Below are 15,821 nucleotides of genomic sequence, written 5' to 3'. Positions count from 1 at the left end.
CTCCTAGTCGTCGGCCGGCTTGGCGGGCACGCCGGCGGACCCGGACGGGGTGACCGTGACGGTGACCGTCGGGGTGGGCTTGGGTGCCTCGGGCTTGGGCGGCAGGACCGCGTCGCGGGGGTCCTCGCGCGGCGGCATCACCACGACGCCGACGATGTCCAGGCGCGAGAAGCCGACGAACGGACGCACCCAGACGGTGCGGGTCAGGTCGCCGCGCGAGGGGTCGACCTTGACCACCTCGCCGATCGGTACGCCGGGCACGAAGGGCTTGTTGCCGCGCGAGCCGAAGGTGACGAGCCGGTCGCCGGGGCTGACCTTGGCCTTGCCGTTGAGCATCTGGACGGACAGGGCGCGGTCGCCCTGGCCGGTGGCGAAGCCCAGTTCACCGGTCTTCTCCAGCCGGGTGCCGACGGTGAAGTCGGGATCGTTGGCGAGGACGACGGTGGCGGTGTCGGGGCCGACGGTGCTGACCCGGCCGACGAGCCCGTCCCCGTTGAGGACGGTCATGTCGCGTTCGATGCCGTCCTTGGTGCCGGCGTCGATGGTGACGGTCCAGGAGAAGCCCTGGGCCGCTCCTATGGCGATGACCTCGGCGCCCTTGATGCCGTACTGCCCTGCGCCGGCCCGCTTGAGCATCTCGTCGAGCTCGTGGATGCGGCTGCGGGTCTGGTCCTCGCTGCCCAGCTTGGCCTTCAGCGCCGCGTTCTCGCGCTCCAGCGTGGCGATGCGGTTGTGGCGCTCGCCGGAGTCCCTTACCGCCCCTATGGCGTTGGCGACCGGATCGACCGCGGTCGCCACACCTTCCTCGACCGGGCCGAAGACCGCTGCGGCGGCCTGCCGGGCACCGTCGACCGGCGACTCCTCGCCTGCCCTGATGTCCACCGTGATCAACGCGAACGCGATGGCGATCAGAAGCACCAGGAGCAGCCGGCTTTCTCGTGTGTCCCTCACGTGCGGCGGCCGTGCCTTCCTCGTCGGATTTCTCTTTTGCCTGTATATCAACGATCCGCCGCACGGGCCCGGTAGCACCCGTACGGCGGATCCTTGTGTTCCGCATGGCCCCTCCGGCAGGGAGGGGCATCTGTCAGCGACGGGGCTGGGCGTCCAGGACCTGCTGGAGGGCCTCGAACTCCTCGACGCACTTGCCGGAGCCGAGCGCGACGGAGTCGAGGGGGTCCTCCGCGATGTGGATCGGCATGCCGGTCTCCCGGCGAAGCCGCTCGTCGAGGCCGCGCAGCAGGGCGCCGCCGCCGGTCAGGACGATGCCGCGGTCCATGATGTCGCCGGAGAGCTCCGGCGGGCACTTGTCGAGCGTGGTCTTGACCGCGTCGACGATGGCGTTGACCGGCTCCTCGATGGCCTTGCGCACCTCGGCGGCCGAGATGACGACCGTCTTGGGCAGACCGGAGACCAGGTCGCGACCGCGGATCTCGGTGTGCTCGTCCTTGTCGAGGTCGTAGGCCGACCCGATGGTGATCTTGATCTGCTCGGCCGTGCGCTCACCCAGAAGGAGCGAGTACTCCTTCTTGATGTGCTGGATGATCGCGTTGTCGAGCTCGTCGCCGGCCACCCGGATGGACTGTGCCGTGACGATTCCGCCGAGGGAGATGACGGCGACCTCGGTGGTGCCGCCGCCGATGTCCACGACCATGTTGCCGGTGGCCTCGTGGACGGGCAGGCCCGAGCCGATGGCGGCGGCCATGGGCTCTTCGATGATGTGCACCTGGCGGGCGCCGGCCTGCGTGGACGCCTCGATGACGGCGCGTCGCTCCACTCCCGTGATGCCGGAGGGAACGCAGACCACCACGCGCGGTCGGGCCAGGTAGCGGCGCTTGTGGATCTTGAGGATGAAGTACCGGAGCATGCGCTCGGTGATCTCGAAGTCGGCGATGACGCCGTCCTTGAGGGGCCGTACGGCGACGATGTTGCCGGGCGTGCGCCCGATCATCTTCTTCGCCTCCGAGCCGACCGCCAGGATGCCACCGGTGTTCGTGTTGATGGCGACCACGGACGGCTCGTTCAGGACGATCCCCCGGCCCCTCACGTACACCAGCGTGTTGGCGGTCCCGAGGTCGATCGCCATGTCACGGCCGATGAACGACATTTTGTTCCCCTTGTTCCCCATGAGGAGCGTCTGGCCTTCCAGTTGATAGCGGCTGCTGTCAGGTCGGCGAGGTGGGTGTGTGGGTGGAGGCCCCATCGTAGTGCCGCAAGTACGAAGACCGCGCGACGGGACTCCGGCAATCCCGCCGGAATGGATACCCGCCCCCTCAGTGGTGACGACGTGTCCTGCCCAGGCGTTCCCGCTTCGGCCCGGAAATACCGGAGGGCGACCGAAATTACTTCGGTCGCCCCAGGTCATGAGCGCTATTCGGCTGATGTTCCGTCAGGAAAGCGTGCTCAGAGCGCCGGGAAGAACAGCTTCAGCTCACGCTCGGCGGACTCCTCGGAGTCCGAGGCGTGGATCAGGTTCTCACGCGTGATCGTGCCGAAATCACCCCGGATGGAGCCCGGCGCTGCGGCGATCGGGTCAGTGGGTCCGGCCAGCTGGCGGACACCCTCGATCACCCGCTCACCTTCGACCACCAGGGCGACGGTCGGGCCGCTCGCCATGAAGCCCATGAGGGGCTCGTAGAACGGCTTGCCCTTGTGCTCGCCGTAGTGCGCCTCCAGGGTCTCCTGGTCCAGCGTGCGCAGCTCCAGTGCGGGGATGGTCCAGCCGGCCTTCCGCTCGATGCGGCCGATGATCTCGCCGACCAGACCACGACGGACGGCGTCGGGCTTGAGCAGGACGAGGGTGCGCTGGGTCATGTTGCGGCTCCTTGCGGCAAACGGGTGCGGTAGGGCGAATCTACAGGGCCGATCCGGTGACCCGTCACGCAGCGTCAGGCGCCCCGGGCGCGCCCTGCGCCTCCTGAGCGGCCGCCCAGCGCGCCTTGATCGTGTCGATCTTGCGGCCGTAGTGCACGGAGCACCACCACAGCCCGGCGAACACCGCACCAAGGAAGAACATCGTCGGGACGACGAACCCGCTCACGATCAGGCCGATCTGCAGGGCCCAGCCCAGCTGGACGGCCCCGGGACGCGACAGCATCCCGCACAGCAGCACCGACAGCAGCATGGTGACCCCGCACACCGTCCAGACCGAGGCCTGGGTCAGATCGGGGTCCTTCATCGCCACCAGCCCCGCGAAGCCGATCACGAAGAACTCGCCGATCAGCGTGCTCGCACACAGCGTGCGCATCCCTCAGCCCCTCTTCAGCAGCAGGCGGGCCTCGCCCACCGTGATCACGGAACCGGTCACCAGGACCCCGGCCCCACCGTATTCGGCCTCTTCCTCCGCCAGGGTGATCGCCGCCTCCAGGGCGTCGTCCAGCCGCGGCTCCACCTGCACCCGGTCCGCGCCGAAGACCTCGACCGCGACGGCCGCCAGCTCGTCCGCGCCCAGCGCCCGGTGGCTGGAGTTCTCCGTCACCACCACCTCGGCGAAGATCGGCTCGAAGGCCTCCAGCACCCCGCGGACGTCCTTGCCCTCGCTCGCGGCCACGACGCCGATCAGCCGGCTGAAGCCGAAGGACTCGGTGACCGCCTCCGCGGTGGCCACCGCGCCCGCCGGGTTGTGGGCGGCGTCCAGGACGACCGTAGGGCTGCGCCGCACGACCTCCATGCGGCCCGGCGAGGACACCGAGGCGAAGGCCTTGCGCACGGTGTCCACGTCCAGGACCCGGGCGTGCTCCTGGCCGATCCCGAAGAAGGCCTCGACGGCGGCCAGCGCCACCGCCGCGTTGTGCGCCATGTGCGCGCCGTACAGCGGCAGGAAGATGCCGTCGTACTCGCCGCCCACACCGCGCAGCGTCAGCTGCTGGCCGCCGACCGCGACCTCGCGCGAGACGACGCCGAACTCCATGCCCTCGCGGGCCACCGTGGCGTCCACCTCGACGGCCTTCTTCAGCAGCACCTGCGCCGCGTCCACCGGCTGCTGGGCCAGGATCACGGTCGCGTCCTGCTTGACGATGCCGCCCTTCTCCACGGCGATCTCACCGGGCGTGGAGCCGAGCCGGTCGGTGTGGTCCAGGCTGATCGGGGTGACCACGGCGACGGACGCGTCGATGACGTTGGTCGCGTCCCAGCTGCCGCCCATGCCGACCTCGACCACGGCCACGTCCACCGGGGCGTCCGCGAAGGCCGCGTAGGCCATCCCGGTGAGCACCTCGAAGAAGGACAGCCGGTACTCCTCGGAGGCGTCGACCATCTCCACGTACGGCTTGATGTCGTGGTACGTCTCGACGAACCGCTCGGCGGTGATCGGCGCCCCGTCGAGGCTGATCCGCTCGGTGATCGACTGCACGTGCGGGCTGGTGTAGCGCCCGGTGCGCAGCTCGAAGGCGTTCAGCAGGGCCTCGATCATGCGGGCCGTGCTCGTCTTGCCGTTGGTGCCGGTGACGTGGATGGACGGGTACGCGCGCTGCGGCTCGCCCAGCACGTCCATCAGCGCCGCGATCCGCGACACCGAGGGCTCCAGCTTGGTCTCGCCCCAGCGGGTGGCGAGCTCCTGCTCCACCTCCAGCAGCGCCTTGGCGACCTCGGGGTCGACGGGCCGGGCGGGTACCGGGTCGCCCTGGGGCGGTCCGGCCTGGGCGCGCAGGGTGCGGCTGCCGGCCTCGATCACCGCCAGGTCGGGGTCGCGGTCGGACTCTTCCGCCACGATCTGGTCGAACTCGTCGAAGGTTCCGGCGAGGTCGTCGTTGTCGTCGCGGTCGTGGCTCTCGGGCTGCTGGTCACTCACAGGGCCAGTCTACGGACGGGGACCCGGGGGACTTTCGGCCCGGCCGTTTCGGGACCTCCGGCGCCCGGGGCGACCGGATCGTTATGCAAGCCTTGCGGCAGGAGATTAGGGGAATAAATGCCGCAGGCCAGCAGCAACAAGACAGCATCCAGCCGCGACATAGGGATCGACCTGGGCACCGCCAACACCCTCGTCTACGCACGGGGGCACGGGATCGTCCTCGATGAGCCGTCCGTGGTCGCCGTGAAGGCGGGCACCACCACCGCCCTGGCCGTCGGTACCGACGCCAAGGAGACCATCGGCCGCACCCCCGGCTCCATCACGGCGATCCGCCCGCTCAGGGGCGGTGTGATCTGCGACTACGAGGCCGCGGAGGAGATGCTCCGGCACTTCGTCCGCAAGGCCGTCCCCGGCCGGCGGCCCCGCACCCGGATGGTGATCTGCGTGCCCTCCGGTGTCACCCCGGTCGAGCGGCGGGCGATCGTCCAGGCGGCCACACGGGCCGGAGCCAAGGTCGTGCACCTGATCGAGGAGCCGATGGCCGCGGCGATCGGCGCCGGGCTGCCCGTGGCCGAACCCCGTGGCTCCATGGTCGTGGACATCGGCGGCGGCACCTCCGAGGTCGCCGTCATCTCCCTGGGCGGCATCGTCACGTCCAGGTCGCTGCGTGTCGGCGGGGACCGGCTCGACGCGGCGGTCATGGACCACGTACGCAAGGAACACGCGCTGCTCATCGGGGAGCGCACCGCCGAGGACGTCAAGCTCGGCATCGGATCGGCCTGGCCGGTCCCGGACCGGCCGGAGCTGGAGACGCGCACCTTCACCGTGCGCGGCCGCGAGAAAGTCGGCGGCATGCCGAAGACGCTCGTGCTGAGCGCCGAGGACGTGCGTGCCGCCCTCGACGAGCCGGTCGAGGCGATCATCGCCGCCGTGCGCACCACCCTGGAGGAGTGCCCGCCGGAGCTGTCCGGTGATGTGATGGAGCACGGCATCGTGCTGACCGGCGGCGGCGCGCTGCTGCCCGGCCTGGACCTGCGGATGGCTTCCGCCACGGGCATCCCGGTCTTCGTCGCGGACAACCCGCTGGACTGCGTGGCGCTCGGCTCCGGCCGGTGCGTGGAGGACCTGGACACCCTGGGCGGCCTGCCGGCCATGGCCCGGGGCTAGGCCGTCTCTTTCGGATCTTGCCGGTTAAGCCCGCGTCGTCTGGTGCCGTGCCTCGCAAGGCGGAGGGGCGCCCGAGTACCGGACGTACTTGGGTGCTCCGACAACCTGGGGGTCCCCCCGGACGGAGTCTGGGGGATGAGGTGCGGTGCCAGGCGGCGCGGGTCAGGCAAGATCCGAAAGAGACGGCCTAGAGAGGTCAGCCTCGCGGGAGGGTGGCGACGACCTCGTACGAGTCCCGCGTGCGCGTCGCCGTCAGGGTCCCGCCCAGGCTCCGTACGCGCTCGGACATGCTCGCCGTGCCCGAGCCCGCCGAGACGGGGGCCCGGCCCGGGGTCCGGGCCGGCAGCGCGTTGCTGACCGCTATCCGCAGCCGCGGGCCGTCCGCCGTGATCGACACGTCGATGGTCTCCCCGTGCGCGTGCTTGGCGGCATTGGTCAGGCACTCCTGCACCACCCGGTAGACCGCCGCCTGCCGCAGCGGGGAGAGCCCGTGCACGTCCCGGTCCATGGCGAGCCGGACGGGCGAACCGGCCCGCCCGCTCTCCTCGGCGAGCGCCGGCAGCCCGTCCACGCCCGGGGTCGAGGCCCGCTCCCCGCGCTGCACGATGATCTCGTTGAGCACCAGATGGGCCCGCCGCGCCGTGTCGGCGAGCTCCTCGAAGTCCGGCCCGTACGCCGTCTCGCGCGCCCGCATCGACAGCACCTCGGAGCGGACGGTGAGCAGGGTCAGCTCGCGCCCGACGAAGTCGTGGACGTCGCGGGCCACGGAGGTGCGCTCCTGCTGGACGGCGTGGAGCACGGCGGACTCGGCCCGCCGGGCGGTCAGCTCCCCCACCAGGTCGTGCCGGTAGGCGGCGATGCCCACCGCGGAGGCGAGCACCCCGATGGGCACGACCACGCTGAGGAACCCGCTGAGGGTCTGCCCCGCGGGCTCGGGCCAGCCCGGCAGGACGAACATGACCAGCGCGAAGGCGACGTAGCCCAGCGTGGCGAGGATCCCGGCCCGGCGCCCGCGGTAGCGGCCGACCGAGTAGAGGGCGAACTGGATCAGGGTGAGCTCGTGCAGCCATCCGATGAAGAGCAGCGCGGCCAGGTACGAGATCCAGGGCTGCCGGCGGCGCACCAGCAGGGTGGTGCAGCCGAGGGCGAGGACGACGGCGGCGGTGGGCCCGGTCAGCGAGTTGTCGGCGGCGGCGAGACCCGGGAGGTCGAGGGCCATCAGGCCGAGGCAGCCGAGCGCGGTGAGCACGTCCACGGCCCGCGGCGAGCCGGCCCAGCTCTCGGTGAGCCGGCGGCCGGAAGCCACCAGCCGGTCGAAGGCCGGGACGACGGGCTTGACGCGCATGTCCTCCATCATCCGTGGTCAGCGCTTCGGTTCGGATCACCCGGAATCGAAAACGGAGTGATTTAGGGCACTTCGGACAGCCGTCCGTCGTGATACCGGCCCCCGCACGGGGAAGGGATACGGCGAAGGCCCCCGCGTCGACCGACGGCGCGGGGGCCTTCTCCTGTGCGTACGTTCCGGCTGCTAGGCGGCCGGCAGGCCTTCCAGCTGTGCCTGCAGGCGGGCGATGTCCGCCTCGGCCTTGGCGAGCCGGCCCTTGATCTTGTCCACGACGTTGTCCGGAGCCTTGGCGATGAACGCCTCGTTCCCGAGCTTCGCCTCGGCCTGCTGCTTCTCCTTCTCCGCGGCGCCCAGGTCCTTCGTCAGGCGCTTGCGCTCGGCCTCCACGTCGATGGTGCCCGACAGGTCGAGCGCGACGGTGCCGCCGGCGACCGGGAGGGTCGCGGTGGCGCTGAAGGAGTCACCCTCCGGCTGGAGGCGCAGCAGCTGCCGGATGGCCGCCTCGTGCGCGCCCAGCGCGGTGGCGCCCAGCTCCAGACGGGCCGGAACCTTCTGGCCGTCCTGCAGCCCCTGCTCCTTGCGGAAGCGGCGGACCTCGGTGATCACCGACTGGACGGAGGCGATCTCCGCCTCGGCGGCCTCGTCGCGGAAGCCGCTGTCCTTCGGCCAGTCGGCGATGACGAGGGACTCGCCGCCGGTCAGCGTGGTCCACAGCGTCTCGGTGACGAAGGGGACGACCGGGTGCAGCAGGCGCAGCATGACGTCGACGACCTCGCCGAGGACGCGGCCGGAGACCTTGGCCTGCTCACCGCCCGCGAAGAAGGTCGTCTTCGACAGCTCGACGTACCAGTCGAAGACCTCGTCCCACGCGAAGTGGTAGAGCGCCTCGCTGAGCTTCGAGAACTGGTAGTCCTCGTAGTACGCGTCGACCTGCGCGACCGTCTCGTTCAGCCGGGACAGGATCCAGCGGTCGGTGGCCGACAGCTGCTCGACGGGCGGCAGCTCGCCCTCGGTCGTGGCGCCGTTCATCATCGCGAAACGCGTGGCGTTCCAGATCTTGTTGGCGAACTTGCTGGAGGCCTGGACCCAGTCCTCGCCGATCGGGACGTCGATACCCGGGTTGGCGCCGCGGGCCAGGGTGAAGCGGACCGCGTCGGAACCGTACTTGTCCATCCAGTCCAGCGGGTTGACCACGTTGCCGAAGGACTTCGACATCTTCTTGCCGCGCTCGTCACGGACCATGCCGTGCAGGGCGATGGTGTGGAAGGGCGGGGTGCCGTCCATCGCGTACAGGCCGAACATCATCATCCGGGCGACCCAGAAGAAGAGGATGTCGTAGCCGGTGACCAGGACGGCGTTCGGGTAGAACTTCGCCAGGCTGTCGGTCTGCTGCGGCCAGCCGAGCGTGGAGAACGGCCACAGGCCCGAGGAGAACCAGGTGTCCAGGACGTCGGTGTCCTGGGTCCAGCCCTCGCCGGCGGGCGGCTGCTCGTCCGGTCCGACGCAGACGACCTCGCCGTTCGGGCCGTACCAGACCGGAATGCGGTGACCCCACCACAGCTGGCGCGAGATGCACCAGTCGTGGAGGTTGTCGACCCAGTCGAAGTACCGCTTCTCCATCTCCTGCGGGTGGATCTTGACCTCGCCGTTGCGGACCGCGTCACCGGCGGCCTTGGCGAGCGGGCCGACCTTGACCCACCACTGCATCGACAGGCGCGGCTCGATGGTGGTCTTGCAGCGCGAGCAGTGGCCGACGGAGTGCGTGTACGGGCGCTTCTCGGCGACGATGCGGCCCTCGGCGCGCAGCGCGCCGACGATGGCGGAGCGGGCCTCCAGCCGGTCCAGGCCCTGGAAGGGGCCGTGGGCGGTGATGACCGCGCGCTCGTCCATGACGGCGAGGTTCGGCAGGTTGTGGCGCTGGCCGATCTCGAAGTCGTTCGGGTCGTGCGCCGGGGTCACCTTGACGGCGCCGGTGCCGAACTCCGGGTCGACGTGCTCGTCGGCGACGACCGGGATGCGGCGACCGGTGAGCGGCAGCTCGATCTCGGTACCGACGAGGTGCTTGTAGCGCTCGTCCTCGGGGTGGACGGCGACGGCCGTGTCACCCAGCATCGTCTCGGCGCGGGTGGTCGCGACGACGATGGACGCGTCGCCCTCGCCGTAGCGGATCGAGACGAGCTCGCCCTCGTCGTCCTGGTACTCGACCTCGATGTCGGAGATCGCGGTCAGGCAGCGGGGGCACCAGTTGATGATGCGCTCGGCGCGGTAGATCAGCTCGTCGTCGTAGAGCTTCTTGAAGATGGTCTGAACGGCCTCGGAGAGGCCCTCGTCCATGGTGAAGCGCTCACGGGACCAGTCGACGCCGTCGCCGAGGCGGCGCATCTGGCCGGAGATCTGACCGCCGGACTCGCCCTTCCACTGCCAGACGCGCTCGACGAAGGCCTCCCGGCCGAGGTCGTGGCGGGACTTGCCCTCCTTGGCGAGCTCGCGCTCGACGACGTTCTGGGTGGCGATGCCGGCGTGGTCCATGCCGGGCTGCCACAGCGTCTCGTAGCCCTGCATGCGCTTGCGGCGGGTGAGGGCGTCGATCAGCGTGTGCTCGAAGGCGTGGCCCAGGTGCAGGCTGCCGGTGACGTTGGGCGGCGGAATGACGATCGCGTACGGAGGCTTCTCGCTCTTGGCGTCCGCCTCGAAGTAACCGCGCTCTACCCAGCGCTCGTAGAGCTTCCCTTCTACCTCGGCCGGCGCGTACGTGGTCGGCAGTTCGGAGGTGGGGCTGCTGGGTGTCTGCGTGTTCTCGGTCACGGGGCACAGTTTAGAGCGGTAACAGTCCAGTCATGAAACCCGTAATGCCGGGGCCCGGCGCCCTGCCCGCCGCCGGCTTCCGTCAGGATGTGTGAAACGTATAAGCAACCTCATTGGGGGACGCGGGATGAGCCACAACCAGCCAGGGCCCTACGGGCAGCAGCCCCAGCAGCCGGGACCGTACGGGCAGCAGCCCCCGCCGCCGCCGGGCCCGTACGGCCAGCCCGCCGCCCAGCCCAACCCGTACGGCCAGCCCGCGGCCCCGCAGCCGGGCTACGGCTACCCGCAGCAGCCGGGCGTCCCCCCGCAGGGATACCCGCAGCAGCCCCCGGCGCCGGCGTACGGCTACCCGCAGCAGCAGGCCCCGTACGGCGGCCAGCCCCCGAAGAAGTCCAAGGCGGGCCTGATCATCGGCGTGGTCGTCGCGGTCGCGGTGATCGCGGGCGGCGGCTGGTACCTCGTGGGCGGCGGCGCGGGCAGCGACATCTCCGCGGACACCAAGGGCTACAAGCTGGTCGCCCCGGAGTCGGTGGACGACTTCAAGAAGGACTCGAAGTACAAGGAGAAGCCCTTCACCGACGAGGACAAGAAGGAGACCGAGGCCGCGGGCGTCAAGAACCCGACCCAGGTGGGCATGGACTACCTGGCCGGTGACCCGAAGAACCCGCTGACGGCCAAGGGCCTCAAATTCTCGGGCGTCTACGGCGAGATCGCCGACCCGGAGAAGTCGGTGGACGGCTACTTCGCGAAGCTCCGGGAGGAGGCCGCCAAGGACGGCAAGTCCGACGTGCAGCTCGTCGGCAGCCCGAAGGCGATGTCCCCGGCCAACTTCAAGGGCGCCGTCATGAAGTGCCAGGACATCAAGTTCGTCTCGAAGGACCCGACCGCGAAGGGGCCCAAGGAGGCCACGCTCCCCTTCTGCGTCTGGGGTGACTACAGCACCCTGAGCATGATCAGCGCCTCGGACGTGGCCTCCATCCTGGCGAGCAAGCCCGGTTACACCCAGGAACAGGCCGCCGAGCTGGCCGCGAAGCTCTACAACACCGCCCGCGTCAAGAAGTAGCGGCGCGCACAGCACACGCAGAAGGGGCGCCCCCGACCGGGGCGCCCCTTCTGCGTGTGGTGCTCGTTGCGGCTACGCCGACTTCTCGTGCGGGCCCTGGTCCTTCGGGACGATCCGGGGGACCAGCGTCGGGTTGACGTTGGAGCGGACCACGTCCGAGGTGATGACCACGCGGGCCACGTCCTTGCGGGACGGGACCTCGTACATCACCGACATCAGGACCTCTTCCATGATGGCGCGCAGGCCGCGCGCGCCCGTCTGGCGGAGGATCGCCTGGTCCGCGATGGCCTCCAGCGCCTCGCGCTCGAAGTCCAGCTCCACGCCGTCGAGTTCGAACAGCCGCTGGTACTGCTTGACCAGGGCGTTGCGCGGCTCGATCAGGATCTGGAGCAGGGCCTCACGGTCCAGGTTGTGCACGGAGGTCAGCACGGGGAGGCGGCCGATGAACTCGGGGATCATCCCGAACTTCACCAGGTCCTCCGGCATGACCTCCTGGAACTGGTCGCTGGCCTCGATCTCTCGCTTCGAGCGGATCGTCGCCCCGAAGCCGATGCCCTTGGCACCCGCACGCGACTCGATGATCTTCTCCAGGCCGGCGAAGGCGCCGCCCACGATGAAGAGCACGTTCGTCGTGTCGATCTGGATGAACTCCTGGTGCGGGTGCTTCCGGCCGCCCTGCGGCGGTACGGAGGCGGTCGTGCCTTCCAGGATCTTCAGGAGGGCCTGCTGCACGCCCTCGCCGCTCACGTCGCGCGTGATCGACGGGTTCTCGCTCTTGCGAGCCACCTTGTCGATCTCGTCGATGTAGATGATCCCGGTCTCGGCCTTCTTGACGTCGTAGTCGGCGGCCTGGATCAGCTTCAGCAGGATGTTCTCGACGTCCTCGCCGACGTACCCGGCCTCCGTCAGCGCCGTCGCGTCGGCGATGGCGAAGGGGACGTTCAGCATGCGGGCGAGGGTCTGCGCGAGCAGCGTCTTGCCCGAGCCCGTGGGGCCCAGCAGCAAGATGTTGGACTTCGCGAGCTCGATCGCGTCGTCCCGGCCCTGCGCGCCACCGTTCTCGCCGGCCTGTACCCGCTTGTAGTGGTTGTAGACCGCTACCGAGAGCGCCTTCTTCGCCGGCTCCTGGCCGACGACGTAGCTCTCCAGGAACTCGTAGATCTCACGGGGCTTGGGGAGCTCCTCCCACCGGACCTCGGAGGTCTCCGCGAGCTCCTCTTCGATGATCTCGTTGCAGAGGTCGATGCACTCGTCGCAGATGTAAACACCGGGTCCTGCGATGAGCTTCTTCACCTGCTTCTGGCTCTTTCCGCAGAACGAGCACTTGAGCAGATCGCCGCCGTCACCGATGCGTGCCACGAGGTGCTTCCCCTTCGCCTGGGAGACGCCTGGTTCAGCGCTCCTGGTGCCTCATATCCGACGGTACCTTGCCGGGGGCCCCGTGCGGGGCCCCCTTGACGTGGTTCACATCGCCGAATCCGACGACGTGCTCACGCCAACTGGTGGCAAGGATCAGGCCTTGCTGCTCTTACGGGTGGAGATGATCTGGTCGATCAGCCCGTATGCGAGCGCGTCCTCGGCCGTGAGGATCTTGTCGCGCTCGATGTCGTCGCGGATCTTCTCGATCGGCGTCGTCGAGTGCTTGGCCAGCATGGTCTCCAGCTGGTCACGCATGCGCAGGATCTCGTTGGCCGCGATCTCCAGGTCGGAGAGCTGCTCGCGGCCGGTGCCACCGGAGGGCTGGTGGATCAGCACGCGGGCGTTCGGCAGGGCCATGCGCTTGCCGGGGGTACCGGCGGCCAGCAGGACCGCGGCGGCGGAGGCCGCCTGGCCCATGCAGACCGTCTGGATGTCCGGCTTCACGAACTGCATCGTGTCGTAGATCGCCGTCAGCGCGGTGAAGGAGCCACCGGGGCTGTTGATGTAGATGGAGATGTCGCGGTCCGGGTCCATCGACTCCAGGCACAGCAGCTGCGCCATGACGTCGTTGGCGGACGCGTCGTCGATCTGCACGCCGAGGAAGATCACGCGCTCCTCGAAGAGCTTCGCGTACGGGTCGTACTCACGCACGCCCTGCGAGGTGCGCTCGACGAAGCGCGGGATGACGTAGCGGTTGTCCACCTGCGGGCCGGTGTAGAGGCCGCTCGCGGAGAAGTTGTTCTGCATCTGGGTGTTCACCATCCTGGTGGCGTTCTGCGGGCTGTCGGCTGACGGGTACTGACGGTGGGAGCCTGGATCAGGCCCCGGTGCCGCCGCCGCCCGGCGCGTTGGACGCGGCCGAGATGATCTCGTCGATGAGGCCGTAGTCCTTGGCCTCCTCGGCCGTGAACCAGCGGTCACGGTCGCCGTCGCGGATGATCGCCTCGACGGTCTGGCCCGAGTGGAACGCGGTGATCTCGGCCATCCGCTGCTTGGTGCGCAGCAGGTACTGGGCCTGGATCTTGATGTCCGACGCGGTGCCACCGATGCCGGCGGAGCCCTGGTGCATCAGGATGTCGGTGTTCGGCAGGGCGAAGCGCTTGCCCTTGGCGCCACCGGTGAGCAGGAACTGCCCCATCGAGGCGGCCATGCCCATACCGATGGTGACGACGTCGTTCGGGATGAACTGCATGGTGTCGTAGACGGCCATGCCGGCCGTCACGGAGCCACCGGGGCTGTTGATGTAGAGGTAGATGTCCTTCTCCGGCTCGGCGGCCAGGAGCAGGAGCTGCGCGGTGATCTTGTTGGCGATGTCGTCGTCGACCTGCTGGCCGAGGAAGATGATGCGCTCGCCGAGCAGCCGGTTGTAGACATGGTCGCCGAGGCCGCCACCGATGGACGGCTCACCCGCGGCGTAAGGCTTCAGATTCGTCACGTATCCACCTGCTCGTCTCCGACGGCCATGTGCCGTCTCAGCGTCTCGTTCTGGGGTCCGGTCCGGCCGGAGCGGACGGGTCCGCCGGCGCCCGGGTACTCACGTGCCCTCGTATTCATGGACCCTAACGCGCAGGTAGGACAACGCCATCCCGCTTCCCGAACTGTTCGCTCGGAGCGCAAGGTCCGGGGGCCTTACGAGTCCCATGCCGAAGGGCCCGGACACGACTGTGTCCGGGCCCTTCGGGGCACTGCTCAGTGGGCTTCGCCCGGGGTGTTACTTGGCCTCTTCGGCCTTGACCTCGTCGTCACCGTCGACGGCGGCCTCGACGGTCTCGGCGGCCTGCTCCTCGTCCTCGTCGGACAGGTCCACGACCTCACCGTTGGTGTCGACGACCTTGGCGGCCTCGACGACGACCGCGAGGGCCTTGCCGCGGGCGACCTCGCCGACCAGCATCGGAACCTGGCCACCCTCGACCACGGCCTGGGCGAACTGGTCGGGGGACATGCCGGAGGAAGCGGCGCGGCGCATGAGGTGCTCGGTGAGCTCCTCCTGGTTGACGCCCAGCTTCTCCTTGTTGACCAGCGCGTCGAGGACGAACTGGGTCTTGATGCCCTTGATCGCCTGCTCGGAGGTCTCGGCGTCGAACTCCTCGACCGTCTTGCCCTGGAACTCCAGGTACTTCTCGATGGTCAGACCCATCTGGCCGAGCTGGTGGTGCTCCAGGTTGTGCTTGCGGGTCTGGACCTCGTCCGCGAGCAGCTTCTCGGGGATCGGGACCTCGACGAGCTCCAGCAGCTTCTCCAGGACGCGCTCCTGGGCCTGCGTGGCCTGGTCGTACTGCTTCATGTTCTCGAGGCGCTTGCGGCTGTCCGCCTTGAGGTCCTCGATGGTGTCGAACTCGCTCGCGAGCTGCGCGAACTCGTCGTCCAGCGCCGGGAGCTCCTTGGCGGAGACCTTGGTGACCTTGACGGTGACCTCGGCGTCCTTGCCCTCGGCGGAGCCGCCCTTCAGCTGCGAGGTGAAGGTGGCCTCGCCGCCGGCCTCAAGGCCGGTGACGGCCTCGTCGATGCCCTCGAGGAGCTCGCCCGAGCCGATGGTGTAGGCGACGTCGGAGGCGACGCCGTCGGGCAGCACCTCGCCGTCGACCTTGGCCTCGAGGTCGATGGTGACGACGTCACCCTCGGCGGCGGCGCGCTCGACGTCCGTGGTGGACGCGAAGCGGCCGCGCAGCTGCTCGACGGACTTCTCGACGTCCTCGTCGGAGACCTCGATGGCGTCGACCTCGACCTCGATGCCGGAGAAGTCCGGGATCTCGATCTCGGGACGGACGTCGACCTCGGCGGTGAAGGCGAGGACCTCGCCGTCCTTGAGCTCGGTGATGTCCACGTCGGGCTGACCCAGCGGGTTCAGGTCGGCCTCGTTGACGGCCTCGGTGTAGAACTTCGGGAGCGCGTCGTTGACGGCCTCCTCCAGCACCGCACCGCGGCCGAAGCGCTGGTCGATGACGCGGGCCGGGATCTTGCCCTTGCGGAAGCCCTTCACCGTGACCTGCTGGTTGATCTTCTTGTACGCCGCGTCGAGGCTGTCCTTGAGCTCCTCGAAGGGCACCTCAACAGTGAGCCGAACCCGAGTCGGGTTCAGGGTCTCCACGGCGCTCTTCACGGTTCGGTCTCCTTGTGGCTGACTGCTGGGGATTCTGCCTTCGCGCTGTGATTCAGCGGTTCAGCGGACTTCGGCCCGGTACATCAGACACACGGGCACGCAGCTTGCATAGTAACCGCAAGCGGCAATCAGCCCA

Annotated in this window: 13 protein-coding genes; 2 read left to right on the top strand and 11 right to left on the bottom strand. The window is 69.2% G+C overall.

Translation table 11 applies throughout. The features are described 5' to 3' along the window. Window positions 1–3 precede the first annotated feature (3 nt). The 5 genes from mreC to folC form a co-directional block, all read right to left on the bottom strand. Complete coding sequence (mreC, locus tag KO717_RS23990; protein WP_301371167.1) at window positions 4–951, bottom strand: rod shape-determining protein MreC; 948 nt, start codon at window positions 949–951, stop codon at window positions 4–6. Between the two features lie 133 nt (window positions 952–1,084). Then, window positions 1,085–2,104 (bottom strand): rod shape-determining protein, encoded by a 1,020-nt coding sequence (locus KO717_RS23985; RefSeq protein WP_008738981.1) that lies wholly within the window; start codon window positions 2,102–2,104, stop codon window positions 1,085–1,087. A gap of 296 nt (window positions 2,105–2,400) precedes the next feature. Beyond that, window positions 2,401–2,811: a nucleoside-diphosphate kinase gene (gene ndk / locus KO717_RS23980; protein ID WP_301371159.1), complete on the bottom strand. Its 411-nt coding sequence runs from the start codon at window positions 2,809–2,811 to the stop codon at window positions 2,401–2,403. A 64-nt stretch (window positions 2,812–2,875) separates the two neighbouring features. Next, window positions 2,876–3,244 (bottom strand): DUF4233 domain-containing protein, encoded by a 369-nt coding sequence (locus KO717_RS23975; RefSeq protein WP_301371157.1) that lies wholly within the window; start codon window positions 3,242–3,244, stop codon window positions 2,876–2,878. A gap of 3 nt (window positions 3,245–3,247) precedes the next feature. Further along, window positions 3,248–4,786 (bottom strand): bifunctional tetrahydrofolate synthase/dihydrofolate synthase, encoded by a 1,539-nt coding sequence (gene folC, locus KO717_RS23970; RefSeq protein ID WP_437184568.1) that lies wholly within the window; start codon window positions 4,784–4,786, stop codon window positions 3,248–3,250. A gap of 117 nt (window positions 4,787–4,903) precedes the next feature. Here folC and KO717_RS23965 point away from each other — a divergent pair, with 117 nt between their 5' ends. Continuing rightward, complete coding sequence (locus KO717_RS23965) at window positions 4,904–5,953, top strand: rod shape-determining protein (RefSeq protein WP_301371155.1); 1,050 nt, start codon at window positions 4,904–4,906, stop codon at window positions 5,951–5,953. Window positions 5,954–6,149: 196 nt separating this feature from the next. On the opposite strand, the gene KO717_RS23960 is transcribed toward KO717_RS23965, so the two are convergent. Both KO717_RS23960 and KO717_RS23955 read right to left on the bottom strand, forming a co-directional pair. Continuing rightward, a complete protein-coding gene (locus KO717_RS23960; protein WP_301371153.1) occupies window positions 6,150–7,298 on the bottom strand; it encodes a sensor histidine kinase in 1,149 nt (382 codons plus the stop codon). Between the two features lie 183 nt (window positions 7,299–7,481). Continuing rightward, entirely contained in the window at window positions 7,482–10,103 is a 2,622-nt protein-coding gene (locus KO717_RS23955; protein WP_301371151.1) for a valine--tRNA ligase, read from the bottom strand. A gap of 127 nt (window positions 10,104–10,230) precedes the next feature. On the opposite strand from KO717_RS23955, the gene KO717_RS23950 reads away from it, so the two are divergent. Continuing rightward, window positions 10,231–11,166 carry a hypothetical protein gene (locus KO717_RS23950; RefSeq protein ID WP_301371149.1) on the top strand — a complete coding sequence of 312 codons (936 nt, stop codon included), beginning with the start codon at window positions 10,231–10,233 and terminating at the stop codon, window positions 11,164–11,166. A gap of 72 nt (window positions 11,167–11,238) precedes the next feature. Here KO717_RS23950 and clpX read toward each other — a convergent pair whose 3' ends face one another. The 4 genes from clpX to tig all read right to left on the bottom strand — a co-directional run bounded on the left by clpX (window position 11,239) and on the right by tig (window position 15,685). Beyond that, window positions 11,239–12,525 (bottom strand): ATP-dependent Clp protease ATP-binding subunit ClpX, encoded by a 1,287-nt coding sequence (clpX, locus tag KO717_RS23945; RefSeq protein ID WP_301371147.1) that lies wholly within the window; start codon window positions 12,523–12,525, stop codon window positions 11,239–11,241. Window positions 12,526–12,678: 153 nt separating this feature from the next. Continuing rightward, the gene (locus KO717_RS23940) at window positions 12,679–13,347 is read right to left on the bottom strand and encodes an ATP-dependent Clp protease proteolytic subunit (protein ID WP_033223992.1); all 669 of its coding nucleotides are present in this window, start codon (window positions 13,345–13,347) and stop codon (window positions 12,679–12,681) included. A gap of 55 nt (window positions 13,348–13,402) precedes the next feature. Next, window positions 13,403–14,020, bottom strand: a complete 618-nt coding sequence (locus KO717_RS23935) for an ATP-dependent Clp protease proteolytic subunit (RefSeq protein ID WP_030008567.1) — start codon at window positions 14,018–14,020, stop codon at window positions 13,403–13,405. 276 nt (window positions 14,021–14,296) lie between these two features. After that, a complete protein-coding gene (tig, locus tag KO717_RS23930) occupies window positions 14,297–15,685 on the bottom strand; it encodes a trigger factor (RefSeq protein ID WP_301371145.1) in 1,389 nt (462 codons plus the stop codon). Between the last annotated feature and the right edge of the window lie 136 nt (window positions 15,686–15,821).

The sequence above is a fragment of the Streptomyces xanthophaeus genome (assembly GCF_030440515.1).
Classification (GTDB): Bacteria; Actinomycetota; Actinomycetes; order Streptomycetales; family Streptomycetaceae; genus Streptomyces; species Streptomyces kutzneri.
The sequence above is the reverse complement of the archived record's forward strand: the minus strand, read 5'-3'. Positions and strand labels throughout refer to the sequence as shown.

Coding starts and splice junctions, on each gene's coding strand:
- KO717_RS23985 (WP_008738981.1), bottom strand. CDS start 2,104: ATGTCGTTCATCGGCCGTGACATGGCGATCGACCTCGGGACCGCCAAC.
- KO717_RS23940 (WP_033223992.1), bottom strand. CDS start 13,347: ATGGTGAACACCCAGATGCAGAACAACTTCTCCGCGAGCGGCCTCTAC.
- KO717_RS23965 (WP_301371155.1), top strand. CDS start 4,904: ATGCCGCAGGCCAGCAGCAACAAGACAGCATCCAGCCGCGACATAGGG.
- KO717_RS23960 (WP_301371153.1), bottom strand. CDS start 7,298: ATGCGCGTCAAGCCCGTCGTCCCGGCCTTCGACCGGCTGGTGGCTTCC.
- ndk (WP_301371159.1), bottom strand. CDS start 2,811: ATGACCCAGCGCACCCTCGTCCTGCTCAAGCCCGACGCCGTCCGTCGT.
- KO717_RS23975 (WP_301371157.1), bottom strand. CDS start 3,244: ATGCGCACGCTGTGTGCGAGCACGCTGATCGGCGAGTTCTTCGTGATC.
- KO717_RS23950 (WP_301371149.1), top strand. CDS start 10,231: ATGAGCCACAACCAGCCAGGGCCCTACGGGCAGCAGCCCCAGCAGCCG.